A 22,599-nucleotide genomic window follows, 5' to 3' on the forward strand; every position below is an offset into this window, starting at 1 on the left:
CAACAACGAAAAAACACTCTTCAAATTTGAAGAGTGTTTTTTCGTTATTCCACCTTTAAAAGATTATTTTTTACGAGCGGTATTGGTTACTGATTTCGTTTCAGGAGTACCTGCTGCCAATACATTTCCTTTAATATAAATCACCGAACGGCTATTTTCAGGGTCGTTAGAAAAAACTTCAATGAGTTTTTGGAAGCCGCCTGTTATAGCAGTATTGTAATGTACTTTAATATGCCCTGACTTTCCTGGTGCTATAGGGTCCTTACTGAAATCTGGCGTAGTACACCCGCACGAAGGTTTTACACTGGTGATAATCAATGGTTTTTTTCCTGTATTTTTTACCGTAAAAACTCTATTTCCATCTGAATTTTGTTTTACTGTTCCGTAATCCAAAGTGGTATTATCAAATGTAATAGTTTGTGCTGCAGTAAATGCCATTGCTCCTAGAAAAGCAAAAAACGCGAATGTTTTCTTCATAATTAACTGGATATATTGATTAAATTCTTTGAGACAAAGTTAAGCATTATTTTCATTAGTAGTCAAAATTTATACCAAATAATATGTCAGGCACATTCAATCCTCAAGTATAATTTTTCATACTATAAATTTATTTTACCTAAATTTGTATAGAAACAAAGTATTACTAAAAATGCAAAAATTATTTCTCATCATAATTTGCCTCGTGTATGTAAGCATCCCCTTTTCTTGCCAAACCCCAAGCACACCGAAAGATAATCTATGCACCATAGCTATTGACATCAAAAATAATGAAACAATAGAAGTGGAAAGTCATTTTGAATTTAATAAACCTATTAAGAAAACACTCTCTTTTGTAATTGACAAAAATATTTATGATATAAGAATAAATAATACTGCTGATTACCATTATACCATGGACACTCTTTCAGATGTCAAAAAAATAAATTTCACTTTTTTAAGTGATCATGTAAAAAATATAAAATTCACATACAAAATCCCTTTAAAGTCTATTCATTACAAGGATACATCAGGCTTATTATTAATGAATAAGTCTCTTGTACCTCAAATAAATGATGATACACATATTCATTTTTTCTCCTATGAAATCATTCCTAAAAACATAACACCTTACAAATATTATATAACTAATCATGATATCACAGATAAAAATCTGACAGATAGAATAATACTAATATTATCGAATAATAAATATTCAAAATTAAGCAAAAACCATATTAATGTATTTTCTACTGAAGTAACCGATGATAAAATTAATTTCATAATAAAAGAAACCGAAAAAATAAAGAATATTTACAATAATTACCTGAAAATAAATGAGCTAAAGAGCATCAACATACTCATTAATAATTATTACGACTATTCTTTTTATTCTAGAGACAACTTTATAAGTTTACAGAATATCCCATATCTAAAGGGAACTGTGTATCTTCTGTCCCATGAAATAGCCCATAGCTGGTTTCACAATGCGGAAATATTTAATTATACCAGTGATGCTTTCATTAATGAGAGTCTATCAGAGTACATGAGCTATATCTACTATAGAACCATTTATGGAGAAGATGCTTTTAAAAATCTTATTGAAAAAAAGAAAAAAGAGTCTAATGAAATAGCTTACTCTTTGATGGATGTAAGTAAGAATATGGATGGCAATGTTCGTGAAAAAATACTTTATACAAAAGGAGCTATTATTTGTTATGAAGTTGAAAAAAAGATTGGAAAAAATAATTTTAGAAATCTCTTACAAACGATTATAAAAAATAAAATATCCTCTATTTCAAAATTAGAAGAAATCTTACATCAAAACTATGGGAAAGAAACGGTTCTTCTTTTCAAAAATTTAAAAAATAGCAAATCATTTTAGTTGTGATTTTAATAACCAAAAAAACTAATTATCAAATCTAAATCATAGAGAAAACACTATGCACTTGGGCAAAAAATAAAGTTAAGAAACACTCGAATTAATTTTCAGTCTAAACCTCCTTTACTGAAATAATTTTCACAGGACACGCTTTGGCTGCTTTATCACAAGGTTCAAAAGCATCAGGGATAGGAGTTTTGAGTGTAAAAAATCCTTTCTTATCCGTAGATTTTAAAAGGACTGATTTTCCATCTTTCTTGGACATGCGAAAATACTCGGGAGCAAACTCTGCACAATAGTTGCACCCGATGCATTTATCTCTTTGTAATGTAATGATGACCATGTTTTCACTTTAGGCTTTAAGCAAGAAGCTCATATTAGCACTGCTTTAATCCGCTTTCACTATTTTATACAGTTTATCACTCGGGCGTACACGAAATTCGGTTTTAAAAGTAATCACATCCGCTTTAGTAGCTTTCTCTTGCATCCCTTTACCATCTACCATCATTTCCGTAATTTCCATCTCTTGAGATCCAGTAGTAGGCCCTTGGATAAGCACTTTATCGCCCACCGTTAAATCATAAGCTTCTATCAAAAATTCGGAAATATTGGACTTTGGATAGAAGTGTCTTCCCTTACCGATATACACCTTTTTCTGCGTCGCATTAGAGCCTGGATTCGGTGACCATTCTCCCAACTCTTGTCCCAAATAATAACCACTCCAAAAGCCTCGGTTGTACACCGTTTCCAGCTGCTTCATCCATTCCGCCACTTTATCTTGGGAAAAAGTACCTTCCGCTATAGCATCAATAGCTTCTCGGTAGCATTTAGTTACGGTAGCTACATATTCGGGAGCTCTGCCTCGCCCTTCTACTTTAAGTACTTTCACCCCTGCACCGATGATTTCATCTAAAAATCCTATGGTACAAAGATCTTTAGGAGACATCATGTATTCATTATCCAGTTCTATTTCGAAGCCTGATTCTTGGTCAATCACGGTATATTTCTTACGGCAATTTTGTTTACAAGCCCCTCTATTGGCAGAGGAATTATGTGAGTGCAAACTGAGATAGCATTTCCCAGAAACTGCCATACAAAGTGCCCCATGCCCGAATATTTCAATTTCCACCAAATTCCCTGAAGGGCCTTTGATTTGTTCTTTTTCTATCTGATCACAAATTTTTTTGATCTGGCTAATGCTCAACTCTCGGCTCATTACCATAGTATCTGCAAACATGGCATAGAAACGCACCGTCTCTATATTGGTAATATTGATTTGCGTAGAAATATGCACCTCCATCCCGATTTGCCTTGCATAAGCGATGACCGCTTGATCCATCGCAATGACTGCAGTTAAATTTGCTGCCTTAGCCTTATCCAAAAGGGTTTTTATAATGGATAAGTCATGATCATAGATGATAGTATTCAGCGTAAGATAAGTTCTCACTCCTTTTTCTTGGCATCTTCTGGAAATTTCGGGCAAATCATCTATGGTAAAGTTCATGGAAGCCCTTGCTCTCATATTGAGCTGCTCCACTCCGAAATAGACGGAGTCTGCTCCGTTATCCAACGCTGCTTGTAAGGAAGTAAAATCTCCCGCAGGAGACATGAGTTCTATTTTTCCGCTTTTAGTCATTGATTTTAAAAAATTTGTGCAAAGATAAGGAATAATATCGGAGTGGTAAGGCGTAAAATTTTCTTTAATACCTTAGATGAGTATTTTACTATGAGTCTATCTTGACTTTTTGAAAACAAACAAGGAATTATGATTTTTGTGGTGTGAAACATAAAAACCTAAGACCTTGTTTGTAGTACTGGACAAAGATACGATAGTAGAAGAAATTATCCCACATTTACCTAAAAGAAAAAGAGGATTTAAACCAAAATCGCCTATTAGTGAGATAATTAACTGTATTTTATACAAATTAAAAACAGGTATTCAATGGGCACTTTTACCAATGGAACAATTGTTTTCAGAGGTAGTTCCGAGCTATAAAACCGTGTTTGGGCATTACCGGAAATGGTGCAAAGAAGGTGCTTGGCAGACTTGTTGGGTAGAAATTTTGAAGAAAAACAAATCGAAAATAGATTGTTCAAGTTGCGATTTTGACGGTAGCCAAACACCCGCAAAAAAAGGAGGGGAACAAGTAGGATATCAAGCTCGTAAAAAAGCAAAAACAACGAATAGTTTGTTCTTGTCCGACAGGCAAGGTTTGATGTTAGCAATGTCTCAGCCTATATCTGGCCAGCATCACGACTTGTATAACATAGAGACTCATTTTCAAGAAATTACATCCGTTTTGAAAAAGGCTGAAATCTCCACAGAAGGTTTATTTGTGAATTTTGATGCAGGTTTTGACAGTGAAAATCTTCGGAAAATAACCGCCTCAGAAGGTATCATAGCCAATATTTGTGAAAACAAAAGAAACCAAAAATCACCCTCTGAAACGGAACATTATTTCGATAAAAAACTCTATAAAGAGCGTTACGCCATTGAAAGAAGCAACGCTTGGATGGATAGTTTTCGTTCGGTTTTAAATCGTTTTGATACTACCGTAAGTAGTTGGATAGGTTTTAATTACCTTGCCTTTATCGTCTTAGGACTCAGAAAATTTAAACAAAAGAGAAAGTCGAGATGAGTTCTATGTATAATAATACGAAAAATAAGTAAAACAAATATGGATTTATCCAAAACAAGGATTCTACCACTGCATTTATTCAATAAATGATGAAGTATAAATAAAAAATCGCACTGATAATCAGTGCGATTTGTAGCGAAGACGGGAATTGAACCCGTGACCTCAGGGTTATGAATCCTGCGCTCTAACCATCTGAGCTACCTCGCCATTTGAGTGGTGCAAAGATAGCAAAAAAAAGTTATCTACAAAATTATAATCCTAAAAATTGTAATAAATCTTGTAAATGTTCTGGTACTGCAATGATCTTATTCTTATTATCAACTACATAATATGATGGTGTACCGTGAACATTATAAGTAGAAACAAAAGAACTATTCCATCCTCTCAGCTCTGAAGCGTTAATCCACGGATACATATTCGCTTTGTTTTCATAATTCGCTTTATCAGCGTCAAGAGATAATCCAATAACTTCTATCCCCTTTTGCTTCATCTGAGGATATTTTTCCAAAATTTTTGGAAGTTCGGTTTCGCAATGTGCACAAGTAGAAGACCAAAATACAATCACCTTTTTATCCGCTTTTACCTCATGTACCGTTTTAGCTTTGGTATTAATCGCATTAACGAAAGCATAGTTGGGGAGGGTAGCTCCTACAGAAGTATCTTTATTCGCTTTAATGGTTTTTGCCAGTCGGTCATTGATTGTACATTTTAAATTTTGAGCATTGGCAAGGTACTTTTGTTTCGTATCTTTCATACCATAAGCATCAAAGATATCAATAAATTCAGATAGTACGGTTTGTCCCCTTGGGGTTTCATATTGTAATACCGCCATCATATCATCCGTTGCTTGTTCAGGATTTTTACCGCTGATATTAAGATAATTTAACAAGATGGTTCTAAGCAATCCTGAACTTTCTAAATAAGGGCCAGATTTATTAATAAATGAAATGAAATCTTCCCCCTTAATATTCTTTTCCTTTCCTGTCATTTGCTTCCCATACTTAGAAAAAGTAGTAAGATAATAAGTTACAAAAGGATATGCACTGGTATTTGTATTGGTATTTTTCAAGAAATTAATCTCTTGATCTAATGCTTTTCCAAAGGCAGATGATGGCTCATAATACCCCGCAATCTGAACTAATGCTGGGAGGATGATTTCACTTTTATGCATTAACTCTTGTGCAGTATTCATCATTTTATTTGCTTCATCTAGATAGGTGATTTTCTTATCTTGATTAATGACAATAGACACAGGTTTATTTTCAGAAACAAAACGAACAGTAAAATTTTCATCTGGGAAATAAGCCTTCATGAGTCCTATATAATTTTGCTTAGATGAAAAATTTAATTCCCCTTTATTATTGGTTTTTTCTCTACCGAGCATTATATCTTTAGAACCATTTACACCATATATATATACTTCTTGATTTGGAAAAACAGAACTTGATGAAAGTTTTAAAGATATTTGGGCATTTGCCATCATAGCTACAGATAACATTGCCCCTAAAAATATACTTTTATTATTGATCATACTTTAAAATTTACTTGATAAAATTTTACTAAATAGTTTTTGTATTTTTGCTATAATTCCACTTACACAGATATTTGAATAAGCATAAAAAACTATAAGACTTTTAGTCTTTTAATAACCTATAGTCAGCATTTTAGCAGCATAAGAATTCATTAACCTTATTTTACTCCGAACAAATAAAACTCATCAAACACAAGTCTGATGAGTTTTGAAATATTATCACAACTATTCTGTGAGGCTTCTTTTCTTATAAGTGTAAGTGTAAAATAGAACAAGCATAACAGCCACTATGATTAACAAAGGAATATACATATCTATATCCACCACTCTATGTCCTGGGGCAGTACCTCCCGCTCCTCCTGGACCTTCTTCAGGAGTAGGAGGATTATTTCCTGGAGCAGAACCTCCTTGGCCAAAAACCAACATGAGGTGTGCCATAAAGAGAAGCCCTATCGCTAGTATTTTTTTCATTTTTTTAATTTTATTTAATTACTTTTCTAACGGCCTTAACCCCTTTGTCTGAAACTACCTCTACGATGTAGGCTCCTTCTACTAATGAAGGAAGTACAAAGTTTTTAGAAGCATCTACATCTCTATTGACTGAAATTCTTCTTCCTGACATATCGAAGATGGTTACTGTTGCCTTATTCCATCTCTTAGGGAAAATAACCTGATGTGTTGAAGATTCTTTTTCATAAGCTACTTCTAACTCATTATCTACTTCTAATTTATTTTCATTTATAGAAAGTTGAGCCGTTGCTGGTAATCCAAAATATAATCCTGCCTCTCCTACAGTAGCCGAAACAACCATATCATGAGTAATCTTAACAAATTGCCCCGGAGTTTGTTCTATATAAAAACTCTTTCCTCCATCTGCAAATTGAGACTGACCATTGGTAAACCCTTGTGCGTTTTCTGCAAGTTCAAATTTATATTTAGCAACATTGGCAAGTTTAGTTTCTAAATGCATTTTCTTGCCTTCAAAGTCCGTCTCATTTGCTTCATTAATGTACATTGCTGTATTACTAATTAATGAAGTATCTGCTCCACCAGTTGGAAGTTCTTCTTTTGTAAATACATTAGAATGAATAGAAGTCCCTACTTGAACAGTAGCTCCATTATTAACCCCTGTTTTAAATTGATCAGATACTACAAAATAAGTTCTTCCCACTTCACTATCATCAGAATCAAAAGCAATCACTTTAAGCTGTTTGATAGAAGAGATATTTCCATTTCTATCCGAATTAACTCCATAAGGGTTAAATGCTATATTGGAATTTGGATCAACTCTTCTTGGTTTGTAAGAAAATCTCCTAAGTTTATTAAACGAAAATACTCTTTCATTATCAGGACAAGTATTATTTCTCATCTTAATAGCAAATGATTGCATTGGCTTGATAAGAGCACCTTCATAATCCCCTACAGGAATTCCAGAAGGGGTTTTATCTGTATAAGTGATATATTTAAAAGAAGTAGACCCATTCACTTGATTCGTTATTTTAACCCCCGTTGCCTCATAACGAACTGCTTGAATTTGACAAAGTGTATTTCCGTCATCCGTTCCATCAGTACGCTCCTTATAACCAATAGTACTAAGGTCAATATTCGTCATAAATGGGTTACCAAACTGATAGTAGTTTCTACCAAAAGTACCATTCTCAGAACCAATAGTTTGGTTAAAAAAACCTTGAGTATTATAATCAAGAACATCTTGCAAGTAAGAATAAACTAACTCACCATGATTATTAAGTCTTCTACCAGTCCCTACCCCATAAGGCACCGGACTACCATCCAGACGATATCCAGCATTTTTAAGTGTAAAGCTTATTTCATCTACATCACTATACAACTGACCAGAAATTTTTTTAACAGAACCCTCAGGATCCCAAGTATTAGTACCAGAACCTGTCCCTACAATATAATATCTTGCAGCATAATTTTTTTCTGAAATATTATCGTCATCAAATCGATTTTTGTGCTGAGTACTTTGTGCAGCTAACAAATGATGAAACTGTGGCATCCCATTATTATCCCAGTACATCACGGACGGGTTACCCCTTTGATTGCTAAAACCTTGAAGTCCTAACTCTGTTTTTAAAGACGCTAGCGTCTTTTGGTAAAAAGGCAACGCCATTTGCTGATATGCACCATGTTTTTTCGCTTTGTATTCTTTCGTTACAAAAGCATTCATATTACCTTGCAAAATACCCGTAATATACAACTGACCGTATTTGGAAGCACCATAATTCGCGGCATCGTTAAGCCTAAGAACAATATTATCCTCAGCATTTGATTTATCTAATCCAGCAACAGTCAATGTACGGAAAGTATCAGTATTTCCACCTACCACCATAACATTGCCATAAACATCTAACAATCCTGCCCCTTTAGTTTGCATTCCTCCACCATTATACAATAGCGATTCCTCCGAAACATACATAGAGGACTGATCATCTATATGCAAAGTAGACTGTGCAGATATAGAAAAGAGTCCAGCCAAAAGACCTATAGACAATAAACTTTTCTTCATTTTTATATATTTTTTATTAATTACAATTTATTTCAGTAGGCAAATATACAAATATTTTATCACTCTAAACAAAAATATTTTTAATTCAGTATATTATCTTTTGTTAATATTATTTTTTCCTGTTCACCGATGGCATACATATAGGGCTCCAATACTTTTTCCGTTGTCCCTCTTAAACCTCTTGCTCCAAGTCCTTTTTCTATGGTTTCCTCTACTATTTTCTCTACTGCCTCTTCGGTGAATACAAGTTCCACTCCATCCATATTAAATAATTCAACAAATTGATTTACGATGGAATTTTTCGGTTCCGTCATGATTCTTATCATGGTTTCTTTGGTAAGGCTATCTAAATGAGTGATGATAGGAAATCTTCCAAGCAACTCCGGAATCAACCCGAACTTTCTTAAATCAATCGCATTGATTTTACTCAAAACATTGGCATCTTCCCCCTGTTGATGTTTTTCAGAACTAAAACCTATTGCTTGTTTATTAAGTCTTCTTTCTATGATTTCTTTAATACCATCAAAAGCACCTCCAGCAATGAATAATATATTCTGTGTATTGACCTGAATGTATTTCTGATCCGGATGTTTTCTTCCGCCCTGAGGAGGTACATTAACAATACTTCCCTCCAAGAGTTTTAGCAAACCCTGCTGTACCCCTTCGCCCGAAACATCTCTGGTAATACTTGGATTATCTGATTTTCTTGCAATTTTATCAATCTCATCAATGAAAACAATTCCTCTTTCCGCTCTCTCCACATCATAATCTGCCACCATAAGCAGCCTTGATAAAATACTCTCCACATCCTCACCTACATACCCTGCTTCTGTAAGAATCGTGGCATCTACAATACAAAAAGGAACATCTAGTTCTCTCGCTATAGTTTTTGCTAAGAGTGTTTTTCCCGTTCCTGTTTCACCTATCATAATGATATTGGATTTCTCCAATTCCACCGTTCTATCATCATTCTCCGCGTGTAACAATCTTTTATAATGATTATATACCGCAATGGACATCTGTTTCTTGGCTTGATCTTGACCTATCACATATTGGTCCAAGAACACCTTAATCTCCTTAGGTTTTTTTAAAGATTCAAAATTAAAATCTAATGAGTCTTCTTCTCCTTCTATTAAATTTTCTTCTACGATATGATGTGCCTGTTCTACACAATTTTCACAAATATGCCCATACATACCTTTGATAAGCATCTGTACATCTTTTCTATTTCTCCCGCAGAAAGTACAAGTATTTGCATCCATACAATTACGCTCTACTTATTTTGTTGATGATATTTTGGTATTCCTCTGTACTAAATTTTAATCTTTCATTAGAAAAATTCATTTCCTCCACTTTATGAATAGGTAAAAGATGAATATGTGCATGTGGCACCTCTAAGCCTACCACAGCTACAGCGATGCGTTTATCTGGGTATGCTTTCTGAAGTTTTTTGGCCACCTGCTGAGCAAACCCCCATAACTCCTGATACGCTGGTGTATCTATATCAAAGATAAAATCAACCTCCTTTTTAGGAATCACCAAAGTATGCCCTTCTACTAAAGGCATGACATCTAAAAATGCCAATTCATTTTCAGACTCATCTACTTTATAACAAGGAATTTCTCCTTGCACTATTTTCGTAAAAATGGAACTCATCGCTTAGTTTTTATTAGTACCAATAATCATGCCTAAAATTACAAAGTAATTTCTAGAACTTCAAATGAAAGTTTATTACCATTTGGAAGTACTATTTCAGCCGTTTCACCTACAGCTTTCCCCAAAAGACCTTTAGCGATAGGTGTATTTACAGAAATCTTGCCTGCTTTTAAATCACTTTCATTATCTGGAACAAAGGTAAATGTTTGCTCTTTTTTTGTAGCATTATTCATAAGTCTTACTGTGGTAAGAATTGCCACTTTAGAAGTGTCTAACTGCGACTCATCGATAACTTTAGAAGTAGCAATAGCATCTTTTAACTTAGAGATTTTCATTTCTAGTAGTCCCTGTGCTTCTTTCGCTGCATCGTACTCTGCATTTTCAGACAAATCTCCTTTATCTCTCGCTTCTGCAATTTGCTGAGTAACCTTTGGTCTTTCTACACTTTCTAGATGCTCTAGTTCTTTCTTCATCTTGTCTAAGCCTTCTTTTGTAACATAAGTTGCCATAGTTTTATTGTTTAAAAATTAATATAAAAAAAATTATCCGCCCCAATGGCACGGACAATAGATAAATTTTATTTTACTTTGCAAAGGTATAAAATTTTTGTGATGAAAAAAATCATTTCCCTTTACGCAGCATTGTTATTATGTTTACTTTTTACATTAATACCAATATCATGCCGAAATACACCCGAAGCCATAAATTGTTTCCCTCACAGCCCAATTAATGTTACTATCCATCTTAATCTACCTGCCTACCAACCGCTTAATATCATTGGTGGATGGCAATATATAGATGAACAATCTTCAGGAACAAGAGGGCTTATCATTGTCAGAACGAATACAGGCTTTCATATTTACGATAGAAACGCTCCGCATATTTGTCCCGATAATGGAACTACTTTAGAAGTAATTAACGATACCAAAATAATATGCCCCAAAGATGGAGCAGAATGGATGCTTCTTACTGGAGAAATGCTTAAAATAGCCAATGTTCCCCCAAAAATGTATAGAAACTATGTCTATGATCCTTATAACAATACGCTTACGGTCTATCAGTAGTGTTAATATTTTAATAAATTTCGCTTGAAAAACAAATATGCTTATGGTAATTATTTATTATTTTTTTCTGCAATATCATTAGAAAATAGTACATTTGCATTTTGTAGAAATTAATCATAATGGCAAAACATTCTCAGAACAAACAAGAACAAGAAGGTAAAGAAACCGTAGAGTTTTTTAAAGATTTAGATAGAGAAGCCCTACAAACAGAAAGATTTATAGAGAGAAATGCTAAGCTTTTGGCTGGAATTTTTGGGGCACTGATATTGGCTATATTGGGCTATTTTGTGTACCAACAGTTTGTGGTAGCTCCTAAAAATGAAGAAGCAATGAAAACTTTCTTGGCAGCTCAGAAAAATCTTCAAGAGGGCAAAGATAAAGAAGCTCTAGGAGGGAAATCTGGAGCAAATCCAGGTTTTTTAGGAACTTATGACAAGTATTCAGAAACCAATGTAGGTAAACTTTCGGCTTATAATGCAGGGCTACTTAAATACAAAGAAGGAAAATACAAAGAAGCATTTGAACTCCTAGAAAAATTCTCTTCTGATAATAAAACACTTATGGCACTGAAGTACGGTGCTATGGCAGATGCTAAATCAGGCATGAACCAAAATGACGAAGCACTTTCTCTGCTAGAAAAAGCAATTTCTGCTTCAGACGACCCATATACCGTATATTATTTTACAAAAAAATCAGGCGTTTTAGCAGTAGCCCTAAACAAAAAAGATATTGCTAAAAAACATTTTACTACTATTGATGAGAAATACAAAGACTATGATAATGGCATGTCTGATGCATATATAGAAATGGTAAAATATTATTAATATGGCTACAATTAATCTTTCAGAATACCAACCATTAGAAATAAATAATGCCGATGAATTCACCATCGGCATTGTATTTTCAGAGTGGAATAATTTTGTTACGCATCGTCTCAGAGATGCAGCGATAGAAATTTTAAAAAAAGAAGGCGTAGGAGAAAATCATATTTCCATCTTCCAAGTGCCTGGTGCCTTTGAACTTTCTTATGCCACAATGCAGCTCTGTAAAAGTAAAAAGTATGACGCAGTAATTGCTATAGGATGCGTTATTCGTGGAGAAACATCGCATTTTGATTATGTTTGCTCTGCGGTAGCTCAGGGAATTAAAGATTGCAATGTTTCTACAGATGTGCCTGCTGTTTTCTGTGTGCTCACAGATGACACTAAGGAACAATCTATAGCCAGAAGTGGAGGTAATCTGGGAAATAAAGGCGTAGAAGCTGCTGTAACGGCATTACAAATGATAGACTTTAAAAGAAAGATAGAATAATCTCAAATCAAAATAAGTATGAAATGGACCAACGATCGTAGTGGCAATGTGGATGACCGCCGTGGTAGAGGTGGCGGAGCTGTCATCGGGGGAGGACTAGGCACCCTCATCATTGCTGCAATAGTTTTTTTCTTAGGAGGAGACCCTTCCATGGTGCTCAATTCTAATATGAATGCTTCTTCACCCACAACCGAACAAAGAGAATTAACCAAAGAAGAAAAGCATGTGTATGAATTTGTAAATATGCTTACTGGGGCAAATGAGGTAACTTGGAATCAATTATTTAAAGAAGAAGGAATTCCTTTTCAGGCGGCCAAAGTGGTACTTTTTGAACAAACTACGCATTCTGGCTGTGGCACGGCACAATCGGCAATGGGACCTTTTTATTGCCCTGCAGACCAAACCATATATGTGGACATGAGCTTTTTTCAAGAATTAGAAAAAAGATTTGGTGCAGAGGTCTCTGATTTTACTGTTGCCTATGTTTTAGGGCATGAGTATGGACATCATATTCAGTATCTTTTGGGAACGCTCACTAAAACACATCAGATGAGACAGAGTGGAAGATATACAGAGAAACAGCTTAATGAAATATCTGTAGCTACAGAGCTTCAAGCGGATTTTTTCGCAGGGCTTTGGGCGAATAGAACCAACCAAAGACAAATGATTATAGAACCAGGAGATATAGAAGCTGCCATTTCAGCAGCGGAAGCAGTAGGAGATGATAATATCCAAAGACGCACACAAGGACATGTAAACCAAGAAAGTTTTACACATGGTTCTTCTGCTCAAAGAAAAGAATGGTTCATGAAGGGGTATCGTGCTCAGAGTATCCGACAGGGCAACACTTTCGAAGTGTTATTACGATAAAATATCGCAATGATAAAAAAATAACTCCTCATTTCTGAGGAGTTATTTTTTATTTGTTAGTCTATGGTGTATCCAATAGATTTCTGTTAGAGTTTAAGCTCATATTCCAGTTGGTTTCAGTAAGATTATAGATCTTTTGAATGTCTTTAAGTATTTTTTCAAAATCAATTTCTAAATCTTTCAGTCTCCCTGTTTTTAAATCGAATACCCAGCCGTGTACAATGGGATACTCCTCTTCAGCATATCGCTCTTGTACACATGCCATTTTAATAACATTGATGGCTTGTTCTTGTACATTGAGTTCTATAAGTCGGTTATATCTTGCTTCTTCATCTTCTATGGCGTCTAATTCTGTTTGGTGTAATCTATAAACATCACGGATATTTCTCAGCCAAGGGTTAAGAAGACCGAGGTTCTGAGGCGTCATTGCGGCTTTTACCCCACCACAGCCATAGTGTCCACATACGATGATATGTTTTACCTTGAGATGGCTTACAGCATATTCTATTACTGCCGTAGAACTCATATCTAGGGTATTCACTACATTGGCTATATTTCTATGTACGAAGACTTCCCCAGGTTTTAGCCCCATGAGTTCTTCTGCGGTAGCTCTAGAGTCTGAACATCCAATATACAGATATTCAGGAGATTGCCCCTCTGCAAGGCGATTAAAAAAATCAGCATCTTCACCTAAGCGAGTTTCTATCCATTTTTTATTGTTTTCGAAAATGTTTTTATACGAATGCGACATAATATTGTTTTTAAAATTTGTTAAAGTTAATGATTTTTATTTTTGAATTTGAAAACTATGGAATGGTAAAAATCCACTCATTCTGTTGTTCAAATCAGTCAAAGCTCAAATAGAGATGAGTATTCTTTTCCATAAAAAAATTACATAGCTCTCCTATGATGGATTTCAATGTGGGAGTGCTGGTCTTTTTCATAGTCTGTATAGGAAGTTTTAAACCCTAATAGTTCTACCTCTATATCGTTTTCTCTGGCTCGTACATTGGCAAAATCCTGAATCAGTTCCAGAACATCCATGGTAATGTATTGGGTGGTACGAGCATCTATAATGACTTTAGAATTGGGTTTAATATTTTTGAGTGTCTTTTTAATTGCGGCTTTATTTAGGAACGACACCTCTTCGGCCAACTTAATCTTAATCTCATCAGCGTCATCTAATTCCTCACGGCTATAGTAATATGCTCTCTTCATGTTTCCTTGTAAAATATAGAATATGGCAATGGCCATACCTATGCCCACCCCTGTGAGTAAATCTGTAGCTACTACCGCAATGATGGTTGCTATGAAAGGAATAAACTGATATTTACCTTTATGCCAAAAGTGCATTACCGTAGCAGGTTTAGCCAGTTTATATCCCACCAAAAGAAGTACGGCAGCTAAAGTAGCCAAAGGAATTTTATTAAGTAGTACAGGAATAGTGAGTACACAGATTAAAAGTAAAAATCCGTGGATGATGGCAGATAGTTTAGAAGTGGCTCCCGCATTGGCATTGGCAGATGAACGAACTACCACAGAGGTCATTGGTAATCCTCCGATGAATGAACTTGCTAAATTCCCAATGCCTTGAGCTCTCAGCTCTAAGTTGGTATCTGTGATTCTCCTTTGTTTATCCAATCGGTCTGATGCCTCAATACAGAGGAGAGTTTCAATGGACGCTACAATAGCAATGGTAGCACCCACTATCCATACTTTAGGATTCAGGAAGCCTGAGAAATCTGGAAGCGTTATCAAGTTCACAAAATCACTTGCAGATTGTGGCACAGGAAGTTTTACCAAATGTTTTTCATCAATGGCAAGACTACTTCCTGAAGAGATAAAAAACTGATTAAGGAGAATCCCTACTACTACAGCCACCAATGCACCTGGAAGCATTTTTAACCTTTTAAGCATAGGAACTTTATCCCAAATTAATAATATAGCTAATGATACTAAAGTGATGACAATAGCTCCTAAGTGAATAGAGCTTACCATATTATTCAAATTATTGGAGATGGCATCATAGCTGTATCCATTACTAAAAAGACTTTCATTATTATGGAAATCAGCATCATACCCTAAAGCATTAGGGATTTGTTTTAAGATAATAATAACCCCGATACCTGCCAGCATCCCTTCAATGACATTGGTAGGAAAATAGTTAGAAATACTTCCCGCTTTTATAAACCCGAGTGCCAACTGTAATGCCCCTGCGATGATTCCTGCACATAGAAATAGCTCAAATGTCCCTAAATCTGTAATGGCAGAGAGAATAATGGCTGTAAGTCCAGCGGCAGGTCCTGTTACGGAAATATGAGAATTACTGAGATATCCTACCACAATTCCTCCAATAATCCCAGAGATGATTCCAGACAAAGGCGGTGCCCCCGATGCTAATGCAATTCCTAAACATAGTGGTAATGCTACTAAAAATACCACTAACCCAGAGGGGAAGTTTTCTTTTAAACCTCCTATTAAAGATGTTTTTTTCATTTGTAAAATAAATTGAAATAAATTGAAAAGATTGAAAAAATCACTGTCAGTTTCTAAATTTTTGAAACTAAATGTGTTCAATTATATTGAAAGGCGTTTGGAATTATTTTAGTTGGCGATGTTTTTTAAAGAAACATTTAAAAATCACATTCCCTATTGAGACTAGGAGAATGGAGGATATTATAATTTCTTACCATTGTAGATTGACTAACGGTACGAGCTACAATGAATAAAAAAACATCATGTAAAAGAAAAAAGGCTTATTGGCCTCTACTTATTCCAACACCATTCGGTTAAATGAAAAACTCTGGAGGAGGAGAAAATATAGAAAGATGAGGAGATACATGCGTATCCTCATTGTTTTGAGTAAATTTTTTAGGATTCTTTATCGGTTCAAAGAATTTAACAAAATCATGAATATAAAGCGTTTTGGGAATATTTTTTTCAGAATAAACAAATCCCTGAGAAACGGTATTTTCTTCTTCGGAAAGAATAATATTGGCTGTCATAATATGAATATCAAATACTTTAGCAATACTCGGTAGTGCTAAAAAATTGACAAAAATTAATAAAACCAATATATTTAAGAATCCTTTCATACATCCATTTTATGGAGAAAATTGTCATAGACATACAAATATAATGCCTGTATGAAAACAAAATTTAATTTTAACAAAAAATTAATATATAATGCACTTAGTATTTTTTAATGCCATTTCTTGTGTTCAGTTTTCTTTTTTTATTATTTTTACGATTATTTTATGATAAGCATGAAAACGAATTTTTTTACCATATTATTTTTAGCTTTTTGTGTATTGTATAACGCACAGTTACAAAGGAACCCTGAAACTAAGAAACCCCAGCAAATTTCTATGGCAAGAGCTGGGAATTTTATTGATGTCAATGTACCACAATATCCACAAAGTGCTTACACTATAGAGCAGTTAATTCAGAATGTGCTCATTAGCGGTGGCGGATGTGCAGGAACGGTTTCTAATGTCATCGTTTCTCCCAATCTTCAGGCCTCCAGCTCTAGGCGTTCATGGGGCTATTTTAATAAATCTACTTCCCCTTTTCCATTTGATGAAGGAGTGGTCCTTGCCACAGGAAGACTAAATAACATTGCCAATAGTCAGTTCGCTGCTACATTAAGTACCACATTAGGCACTGGGGGAGATACAGACTTAGCTACTGCTCTTTCTATAAACCCATCTCGATTTAAAGATGCTACTTATATTCAGTTTGATTTTGTACCCAATAGCAATACCATTAGCTTTGAATACATTTTTGCCTCTGAGGAATATTCAGGGAGCTATGCATGTAACTACACCGATGGGTTTGCCTTATTACTAAAAAAAGTAACTGACCCTAATTATACCAACTTGGCGGTACTTCCCAATAATGGAGGCCCTGTAAGCGTCTCTAATATCCATCATTATATTAATTCTTCATGTCCTGCGGTAAATCAACAGTATTTTCATGGGCTAAATTCCGGAAATGTAGAAACTAATTTTGCAGGAAGAACCATTCCTCTCACTGCCACAGCTTCCGTAGTTCCCGGAGAAACTTACAGATTTAAAATGGTTTTAGCAGATTATAATGATGCTCAGTTTGACACAGCTGTTTTCCTTAAAGGAGGGTCTTTTAATCTAGGATTGCAGTTAGTAGATAGTTCCGGAAATGCACTTCCTTCTACAATTGAATTATGCCAAGGAGAATCTCAAGTACTGACCGCAAATATTGCTATTGCTGGTGTTACTTATCAGTGGTTTCTGAACGGAAATCCTATCACTGGAGCTAATACTAACACCTATACAGCCACTCAATCTGGAGTCTATAAATTGGAAATTCAAACTGGGAATAATAGCTGTAATGAGTCGGTGGAAATCACAGTAAATGTACTCCCTGCCCCTCAGGTAAACAATGCCGATATTTCTGTATGTACTACGGGGAATCAGGCGATATTTGACCTTACCTCGGTACAAAATACCATTAGTACCACACCAAATGCTACCTTTCAATTTTATCAAAATCAAGCCGATGCAATGGCAGGAAATGCCAACACCATTGCTAATCCTAATGCTTATACTTCAGCGTCAGGCATAGTATATGCCCGTGTTTCGGTAGGGCAATGTTACGCCATTGCTACCATTACCCTTACTGCGAATCCTACACCTCCTACGCCTGTAATTACAGCTTCCGCAACGAATATTTGTGGAACAGGCACGGTAACATTAACCTCTAGTGTTACTCAGGGAATTGTATGGTCTACAGGAGAAACTACACCTTCTATTACCGTAAATACGGGTGGAGTATATAGCGTAACGGCCACACAAAACGGATGTAGTAGTTCTTCTGCTGATATTACCATTACTCATGACCCAGACCCTGCACTACAAATTACAGGAAATTTGAGCATCTGCACGGGAAATGATACCACATTAACGGCTGTCGGAAATGGAAACTTTGTTTCCTATCTTTGGTCTAACGGAGCTACTACTCCTACCATTACTGTGAATACAACAGGAACTTATACGGTAATGGTAACCACAGCAAATGGTTGTCAGTTTCAGGCCTCAGCTACCGTGACCATAGGCACTGCTCCTGTAGTAACAGCCCATCAAGTAGATGTATGTAGTCCTAATGGTATGCATACCTTTGACCTTACCACTTATGAACCGAATATTTCTACCGCTACAGGAATTGCGTTTACCTACTATGAAAATCAAGCAGATGCAATGGCGGGAAATGCGAACACTATTGCCAACCCTACAGCATACACCACGGGCACCAGAACCGTCTTTGTGCGTGTAAGTGATGGGAATTGTTTTGCAATAGCGGAATTGACTTTAAATATTAAACCAATTCCTACACCACAAATTCAGCAGTCTGCTGCTGTGATCTGTGGTACTACTCCCGTTACTTTGACTTCCAATTATCCTACTGGAAACCTTTGGTCTAATGGAGCAACCAGCTCATCCATTACTGTAAACACCCCCGGGACTTATACGCTTACAGTAACAGAAAATGGCTGTACCAGTACGCCTGTTTCGGTAACCATTGCTCAAGAATTGAATCCGAATCTTAATATTACAGGAAATCTTTCATTGTGCCAAGGTAGTACCACCACGCTTACTGCTGATACTACAGGAGCAATAAATAGCTACCTTTGGTCTAATGGAGCTACTACTCCTACCATTACAGTGAATACAGCAGGAACTTATACGGTAACGGTTACTACAGCAAATGGTTGCCAGTTTGAGGCTTCAGCTACTGTAATAATAACCAACGCCCCTACTGTAGCCCCCCATCAAGTAGATGTATGTAGTCCTAATGGTATGCATGCCTTTGACCTTACCACTTATGAACCGAATATCTCTACTACCGCAGGAGTGGTGTTTACCTATTATGAAAATCAAGCAGATGCAATGGCAGGAAATGCGAATACCATTGCCAACCCTACAGCATATACCACGGGCACCAGAACCGTCTTTGTGCGTGTAAGCGATGGAAATTGTTTCGCAATAGCGGAATTGACATTGAATGTTCAGCTAATTCCTACACCGCAAATTCAGCAGTCTGCTCCCGCTATTTGTGGTATTGCTCCCGTTACTTTGACCTCCAATTATCCTACTGGAAACCTTTGGTCTAATGGAGCAACAAGCCCATCCATTACCGTAAATACTCCCGGAACTTATACCCTTACTGTAACCAATGGCAATTGTACCAGTACGCCTGTTTCAGTTACCATTGTTCAAGAAAATGACCCGAATCTTAGTATTACAGGGAATCTTACTTTCTGCCAAGGAAGTTCTACTACACTCACTGCTAGTACTACTGGAGTGGTGAATGCCTACAATTGGTCTAATGGAGCTACTACACCATCTATTACAGTCAATACAGCGGGAACCTATACGGTAACAGTAACTACTCCTGCGGGATGCCAATATACACAGACGGTACAAGTAGTTCGAGAAGCAGTAGCTGCTATTGCCATTGCAAATCCAGCACAATTGAACTGTGCCGTAAATGCTGTGCCTATTCATGCCACAGTAACCAATATGCCTACTGGTGCTACCATTGCATGGACAGCAAGTCCGGGTGGAAATATTGTGTCAGGTGCCAATACGCTTAACCCTATCGTAAATCAGCCTGGAACCTATACCCTTACGATTACCAATCCTTCGGGATTACAATGTGCAGTCTCTCGTAGTGTAACGGTGCTTAGGGATACCAGTGCTCCAGGGATTATTCTTATGGCGAATAAAACCGTGATTTGCGAAGGAGAATCTGTAGATTTGGTAGCGACGGGGGCAGTTACTTATACTTGGGATGGACTTCCAGGGAATGGGGCTATACAGACCGTTTCGCCTACTACAACTACCACTTATACCGTAACAGGTATCGGAGCAAATGGATGCCAAGGAAATGTAGCTACGGTAACCATTATCGTTCGTCCGAATATTACCAGTCCGCTCACTGATGTGGAATTTTGTAAAGGTGAAAAATATATTTTAGATGCAGGAACAGGACCTAACTACACCTACCTATGGAGTACGGGAGCTACCACCCAAACTACCGAAATTACTGCAGACGGAGAATATTGGGTGGAGATTTCCAATGGTGCTTGTACCAAGAAATTTACCATCACGGCTTCTTATGCAGAAATGCCACAGCCGTCGGAAATTCATTATGACCCCAAAGGACATACACTGAGTATCGTAATGAAAAATTCAGCATTGAATTATGAATATTCTACCGATGGAATTAATTGGCAATCGAGTGCTATTTTTCATTATATCCAAAGAAACAAAGCTTATTTTATCTATGTGAGACAAAAAGGTATGAACTGCTATTCTATGACAGAATACTATACTTTTAACCTTCAGAATGTGCTTACCCCTAATGGCGATGGAATTAATGATGTACTAGATTTCTCAGGCGTGAGTAAATACCCCGACTTCCAAGCCGTCATTTTTGACCGATATGGAAAGGAGGTATTCCGTGCTTCCCAAGGGAATACGGTATGGAAAGGAAAATATTTGAATGCCCATGTGCCTACCAACACCTATTGGTATCAAGTAACATGGCGTGACCCTTATACTCAAAAATTAATAGAAAGCACAGGATGGATTTTAGTGAAGAATAGGGAGTAATACCTTTTTGAAACATGAAAAGAGTCCTCATTTTTGTGAGGACTCTTTTCGTATTTATAAGGAAGTGGTTTCTGTATTTGATAAAAATAAACTTCCCCCATTGCTTTACTACTTATAAATTCCGTATCGTTTAGGGTCTTTTATCAGTCTCTGCATTGCTCGTTTTATGTTCGCATTAGAAAATAGATTACCCGTAGCATGCTTATTTCCTTCTATTACAAAAAAATATAGAGGATGTATAGCATGTGGATACTCTCTAAAATAAAAGTTTTCTTTGGAAGTAGTAGGGTTACCTGCCAAATATTTAATCTCTGTAAAGTGCGAAAGCCCATTATAAGCTGCCCATTTATTTACCGTTTCTTTTACCGATTCAAAATTAGGACTTACAAGAGAATACTTCCCCTTCCCTCCTTGGTAAGGTACTACTTCATCACCTGTAGCATGGATAAAAATCATAGGGATTTTAGATGCAGTATTCGGGATGTCATGCCCTGCTTCAAAACTCATGGAACGAATAACGGCTGCCTTGAAAAGCGAAGTTTCCTCTGCTAGTTTCATTGCCATAGCTCCACCATTACTAAAACCATATACAAATACTTTCTCAGGATTAAATACCGAACCCATTTTTTGCTGTACATCATTATAAACATGGGTAATATATACCACATCATCGCTCCTATTAGTAAAAGAATCTGTAACCTTCCAAGTGTTCCACACATTACCTTCCCAGAAGAATAAATTTATATATTTCCCTTCTGGGCGTACCGAAATGTATTGCTGAGCATTGATGATATCCTGGTCATCCATTTGGGTTTTATTTTTTCCAAAGGAATGAAGTTCAAATACAATGGGATATTCTTTACTAGGATTGTAATTGGTAGGTGTAGTAATATCATACGCTCTTCCTCCCACAAAGTAAGTTTGTACGCCACTCTGTAGCTGGGCCATGGTAAGCACAGGGGTGCATAATAACACAAATAATTTTTTCATTTCTATTTTTTGCAAATGTAAAAAAGTTGCCTCAAATGAGACAACTTTCCATCTTTATTTTAACAATTGTTCTAGTCTTTCTAATCTTTGCTTCAAATCTTGAATCTCTTTTTCCTTCTCCATAAGATGTAAATAAAGCTCTTCTATTTTCTCTACATTGGTCAGCTGCGTTTCCATTAAATCTACATAACCTTGTGCTTTAATAGTCTCCGCAGATTTATACCCTGGTAAATGTCCATTGGTTTTTACAAAATCTTCTATTTGACTCAGTGATTTGAAATTGTAATCTGCCTTGATAGACGAAGTCCCTGTATAGTACTTTTGGAATACATAGTCTGGGAAAATAGTAGCTCCATTGGTACCCATAAATGAAGACGCATGTACTTTACCATCATCTAAAATACTAACCGTATTTGAACGAGTAGAACCATCCGAATTTACAGCAAGTTTAATGGAATTGTTAGTAACATCTTCCGTCCATAAGCTGGCTAATGTAGT

20 protein-coding genes, 1 tRNA gene and 1 pseudogene are annotated in these 22,599 nt (G+C 36.1%); 7 read left to right on the forward strand and 15 right to left on the reverse strand.

Annotated features, from left to right (window positions below; all coding sequences use genetic code 11):
- Nucleotides 1–63: 63 nt before the first annotated feature.
- A complete protein-coding gene (locus HMPREF9699_RS00425; RefSeq protein ID WP_002661450.1) occupies nucleotides 64–477 on the reverse strand; it encodes a DUF1573 domain-containing protein in 414 nt (137 codons plus the stop codon).
- 172 nt (nucleotides 478–649) lie between these two features.
- Between HMPREF9699_RS00425 and HMPREF9699_RS00430 the strand changes: the two genes are divergently transcribed.
- The gene (locus tag HMPREF9699_RS00430; RefSeq protein WP_002661452.1) at nucleotides 650–1,861 is read left to right on the forward strand and encodes a M1 family aminopeptidase; all 1,212 of its coding nucleotides are present in this window, start codon (nucleotides 650–652) and stop codon (nucleotides 1,859–1,861) included.
- A 109-nt stretch (nucleotides 1,862–1,970) separates the two neighbouring features.
- Here HMPREF9699_RS00430 and HMPREF9699_RS00435 read toward each other — a convergent pair whose 3' ends face one another.
- Nucleotides 1,971–2,201 (reverse strand): ferredoxin, encoded by a 231-nt coding sequence (locus HMPREF9699_RS00435; RefSeq protein ID WP_002661454.1) that lies wholly within the window; start codon nucleotides 2,199–2,201, stop codon nucleotides 1,971–1,973.
- Nucleotides 2,202–2,246: 45 nt separating this feature from the next.
- Nucleotides 2,247–3,494 carry a peptidase U32 family protein gene (locus tag HMPREF9699_RS00440; RefSeq protein WP_002661455.1) on the reverse strand — a complete coding sequence of 416 codons (1,248 nt, stop codon included), beginning with the start codon at nucleotides 3,492–3,494 and terminating at the stop codon, nucleotides 2,247–2,249.
- A gap of 166 nt (nucleotides 3,495–3,660) precedes the next feature.
- On the opposite strand from HMPREF9699_RS00440, the gene HMPREF9699_RS00445 reads away from it, so the two are divergent.
- Nucleotides 3,661–4,497, forward strand: a complete 837-nt coding sequence (locus HMPREF9699_RS00445; RefSeq protein ID WP_002661457.1) for an IS5 family transposase — start codon at nucleotides 3,661–3,663, stop codon at nucleotides 4,495–4,497.
- A 133-nt stretch (nucleotides 4,498–4,630) separates the two neighbouring features.
- On the opposite strand, the gene HMPREF9699_RS00450 is transcribed toward HMPREF9699_RS00445, so the two are convergent.
- The 7 genes from HMPREF9699_RS00450 to greA all read right to left on the reverse strand — a co-directional run bounded on the left by HMPREF9699_RS00450 (nucleotide 4,631) and on the right by greA (nucleotide 10,723).
- A tRNA-Met gene (locus HMPREF9699_RS00450) sits at nucleotides 4,631–4,704 on the reverse strand.
- A 43-nt stretch (nucleotides 4,705–4,747) separates the two neighbouring features.
- On the reverse strand, nucleotides 4,748–6,028 hold the full coding sequence (locus tag HMPREF9699_RS00455; protein WP_002661458.1) for a TlpA family protein disulfide reductase: 1,281 nt from the start codon (nucleotides 6,026–6,028) through the stop codon (nucleotides 4,748–4,750).
- Nucleotides 6,029–6,253: 225 nt separating this feature from the next.
- Nucleotides 6,254–6,499, reverse strand: coding sequence for a hypothetical protein (locus HMPREF9699_RS00460; protein ID WP_002661460.1), 246 nt, complete (start codon nucleotides 6,497–6,499; stop codon nucleotides 6,254–6,256).
- A gap of 10 nt (nucleotides 6,500–6,509) precedes the next feature.
- Nucleotides 6,510–8,558, reverse strand: a complete 2,049-nt coding sequence (locus tag HMPREF9699_RS00465) for a T9SS type A sorting domain-containing protein (protein ID WP_002661461.1) — start codon at nucleotides 8,556–8,558, stop codon at nucleotides 6,510–6,512.
- 80 nt (nucleotides 8,559–8,638) lie between these two features.
- Complete coding sequence (clpX, locus tag HMPREF9699_RS00470) at nucleotides 8,639–9,820, reverse strand: ATP-dependent Clp protease ATP-binding subunit ClpX (protein WP_002661462.1); 1,182 nt, start codon at nucleotides 9,818–9,820, stop codon at nucleotides 8,639–8,641.
- Between the two features lie 4 nt (nucleotides 9,821–9,824).
- Entirely contained in the window at nucleotides 9,825–10,214 is a 390-nt protein-coding gene (locus HMPREF9699_RS00475) for an HIT family protein (protein ID WP_002661464.1), read from the reverse strand.
- A gap of 38 nt (nucleotides 10,215–10,252) precedes the next feature.
- The gene (gene greA / locus HMPREF9699_RS00480; protein WP_002661465.1) at nucleotides 10,253–10,723 is read right to left on the reverse strand and encodes a transcription elongation factor GreA; all 471 of its coding nucleotides are present in this window, start codon (nucleotides 10,721–10,723) and stop codon (nucleotides 10,253–10,255) included.
- A 45-nt stretch (nucleotides 10,724–10,768) separates the two neighbouring features.
- Here greA and HMPREF9699_RS00485 point away from each other — a divergent pair, with 45 nt between their 5' ends.
- From HMPREF9699_RS00485 to ypfJ, 4 genes are all read left to right on the forward strand, one after another.
- Complete coding sequence (locus tag HMPREF9699_RS00485; protein WP_002661467.1) at nucleotides 10,769–11,278, forward strand: Rieske (2Fe-2S) protein; 510 nt, start codon at nucleotides 10,769–10,771, stop codon at nucleotides 11,276–11,278.
- 119 nt (nucleotides 11,279–11,397) lie between these two features.
- The gene (locus tag HMPREF9699_RS00490) at nucleotides 11,398–12,102 is read left to right on the forward strand and encodes a YfgM family protein (RefSeq protein ID WP_002661469.1); all 705 of its coding nucleotides are present in this window, start codon (nucleotides 11,398–11,400) and stop codon (nucleotides 12,100–12,102) included.
- Nucleotide 12,103: 1 nt separating this feature from the next.
- Entirely contained in the window at nucleotides 12,104–12,589 is a 486-nt protein-coding gene (gene ribH, locus HMPREF9699_RS00495) for a 6,7-dimethyl-8-ribityllumazine synthase (RefSeq protein ID WP_002661470.1), read from the forward strand.
- Nucleotides 12,590–12,607: 18 nt separating this feature from the next.
- Nucleotides 12,608–13,459, forward strand: coding sequence for a KPN_02809 family neutral zinc metallopeptidase (gene ypfJ / locus HMPREF9699_RS00500; protein ID WP_002661472.1), 852 nt, complete (start codon nucleotides 12,608–12,610; stop codon nucleotides 13,457–13,459).
- A 61-nt stretch (nucleotides 13,460–13,520) separates the two neighbouring features.
- Here the strand turns inward: ypfJ and HMPREF9699_RS00505 are convergent, their stop codons facing one another.
- The 3 genes from HMPREF9699_RS00505 to HMPREF9699_RS00515 all read right to left on the reverse strand — a co-directional run bounded on the left by HMPREF9699_RS00505 (nucleotide 13,521) and on the right by HMPREF9699_RS00515 (nucleotide 16,554).
- Nucleotides 13,521–14,210, reverse strand: coding sequence for a carbonic anhydrase (locus HMPREF9699_RS00505; RefSeq protein WP_002661474.1), 690 nt, complete (start codon nucleotides 14,208–14,210; stop codon nucleotides 13,521–13,523).
- Between the two features lie 140 nt (nucleotides 14,211–14,350).
- A complete protein-coding gene (locus HMPREF9699_RS00510) occupies nucleotides 14,351–15,955 on the reverse strand; it encodes a SulP family inorganic anion transporter (RefSeq protein ID WP_002661475.1) in 1,605 nt (534 codons plus the stop codon).
- A gap of 293 nt (nucleotides 15,956–16,248) precedes the next feature.
- Nucleotides 16,249–16,554, reverse strand: a complete 306-nt coding sequence (locus HMPREF9699_RS00515; protein ID WP_002661476.1) for a hypothetical protein — start codon at nucleotides 16,552–16,554, stop codon at nucleotides 16,249–16,251.
- 171 nt (nucleotides 16,555–16,725) lie between these two features.
- Here HMPREF9699_RS00515 and HMPREF9699_RS00520 point away from each other — a divergent pair, with 171 nt between their 5' ends.
- Nucleotides 16,726–21,111: a choice-of-anchor L domain-containing protein gene (locus HMPREF9699_RS00520; RefSeq protein ID WP_245946115.1), complete on the forward strand. Its 4,386-nt coding sequence runs from the start codon at nucleotides 16,726–16,728 to the stop codon at nucleotides 21,109–21,111.
- A gap of 108 nt (nucleotides 21,112–21,219) precedes the next feature.
- On the opposite strand, the gene HMPREF9699_RS00525 is transcribed toward HMPREF9699_RS00520, so the two are convergent.
- On the reverse strand, nucleotides 21,220–22,101 hold the full coding sequence (locus HMPREF9699_RS00525; RefSeq protein ID WP_002661481.1) for a CE1 family esterase: 882 nt from the start codon (nucleotides 22,099–22,101) through the stop codon (nucleotides 21,220–21,222).
- Between the two features lie 54 nt (nucleotides 22,102–22,155).
- Nucleotides 22,156–22,599, reverse strand: a pseudogene (locus HMPREF9699_RS00530) (hypothetical protein); the annotation flags it as partial.

Origin of the sequence: Bergeyella zoohelcum ATCC 43767 (genome assembly GCF_000301075.1) — a bacterium.
Classification (GTDB): domain Bacteria; phylum Bacteroidota; class Bacteroidia; order Flavobacteriales; family Weeksellaceae; genus Bergeyella; species Bergeyella zoohelcum.

What these genes read in the sequence shown, in the direction of transcription:
- HMPREF9699_RS00440 (WP_002661455.1), bottom strand. Translation starts at nt 3,494, where the DNA reads ATGACTAAAAGCGGAAAAATAGAACTCATGTCTCCTGCGGGAGATTTT.
- HMPREF9699_RS00485 (WP_002661467.1), top strand. Translation starts at nt 10,769, where the DNA reads ATGGCACGGACAATAGATAAATTTTATTTTACTTTGCAAAGGTATAAA.
- ribH (WP_002661470.1), top strand. Translation starts at nt 12,104, where the DNA reads ATGGCTACAATTAATCTTTCAGAATACCAACCATTAGAAATAAATAAT.
- HMPREF9699_RS00455 (WP_002661458.1), bottom strand. Translation starts at nt 6,028, where the DNA reads ATGATCAATAATAAAAGTATATTTTTAGGGGCAATGTTATCTGTAGCT.
- HMPREF9699_RS00465 (WP_002661461.1), bottom strand. Translation starts at nt 8,558, where the DNA reads ATGAAGAAAAGTTTATTGTCTATAGGTCTTTTGGCTGGACTCTTTTCT.
- ypfJ (WP_002661472.1), top strand. Translation starts at nt 12,608, where the DNA reads ATGAAATGGACCAACGATCGTAGTGGCAATGTGGATGACCGCCGTGGT.
- HMPREF9699_RS00430 (WP_002661452.1), top strand. Translation starts at nt 650, where the DNA reads ATGCAAAAATTATTTCTCATCATAATTTGCCTCGTGTATGTAAGCATC.
- HMPREF9699_RS00475 (WP_002661464.1), bottom strand. Translation starts at nt 10,214, where the DNA reads ATGAGTTCCATTTTTACGAAAATAGTGCAAGGAGAAATTCCTTGTTAT.
- greA (WP_002661465.1), bottom strand. Translation starts at nt 10,723, where the DNA reads ATGGCAACTTATGTTACAAAAGAAGGCTTAGACAAGATGAAGAAAGAA.
- HMPREF9699_RS00490 (WP_002661469.1), top strand. Translation starts at nt 11,398, where the DNA reads ATGGCAAAACATTCTCAGAACAAACAAGAACAAGAAGGTAAAGAAACC.
- HMPREF9699_RS00525 (WP_002661481.1), bottom strand. Translation starts at nt 22,101, where the DNA reads ATGAAAAAATTATTTGTGTTATTATGCACCCCTGTGCTTACCATGGCC.
- HMPREF9699_RS00435 (WP_002661454.1), bottom strand. Translation starts at nt 2,201, where the DNA reads ATGGTCATCATTACATTACAAAGAGATAAATGCATCGGGTGCAACTAT.
- HMPREF9699_RS00505 (WP_002661474.1), bottom strand. Translation starts at nt 14,210, where the DNA reads ATGTCGCATTCGTATAAAAACATTTTCGAAAACAATAAAAAATGGATA.
- clpX (WP_002661462.1), bottom strand. Translation starts at nt 9,820, where the DNA reads ATGGATGCAAATACTTGTACTTTCTGCGGGAGAAATAGAAAAGATGTA.
- HMPREF9699_RS00425 (WP_002661450.1), bottom strand. Translation starts at nt 477, where the DNA reads ATGAAGAAAACATTCGCGTTTTTTGCTTTTCTAGGAGCAATGGCATTT.
- HMPREF9699_RS00515 (WP_002661476.1), bottom strand. Translation starts at nt 16,554, where the DNA reads ATGAAAGGATTCTTAAATATATTGGTTTTATTAATTTTTGTCAATTTT.
- HMPREF9699_RS00460 (WP_002661460.1), bottom strand. Translation starts at nt 6,499, where the DNA reads ATGAAAAAAATACTAGCGATAGGGCTTCTCTTTATGGCACACCTCATG.
- HMPREF9699_RS00520 (WP_245946115.1), top strand. Translation starts at nt 16,726, where the DNA reads ATGAAAACGAATTTTTTTACCATATTATTTTTAGCTTTTTGTGTATTG.
- HMPREF9699_RS00510 (WP_002661475.1), bottom strand. Translation starts at nt 15,955, where the DNA reads ATGAAAAAAACATCTTTAATAGGAGGTTTAAAAGAAAACTTCCCCTCT.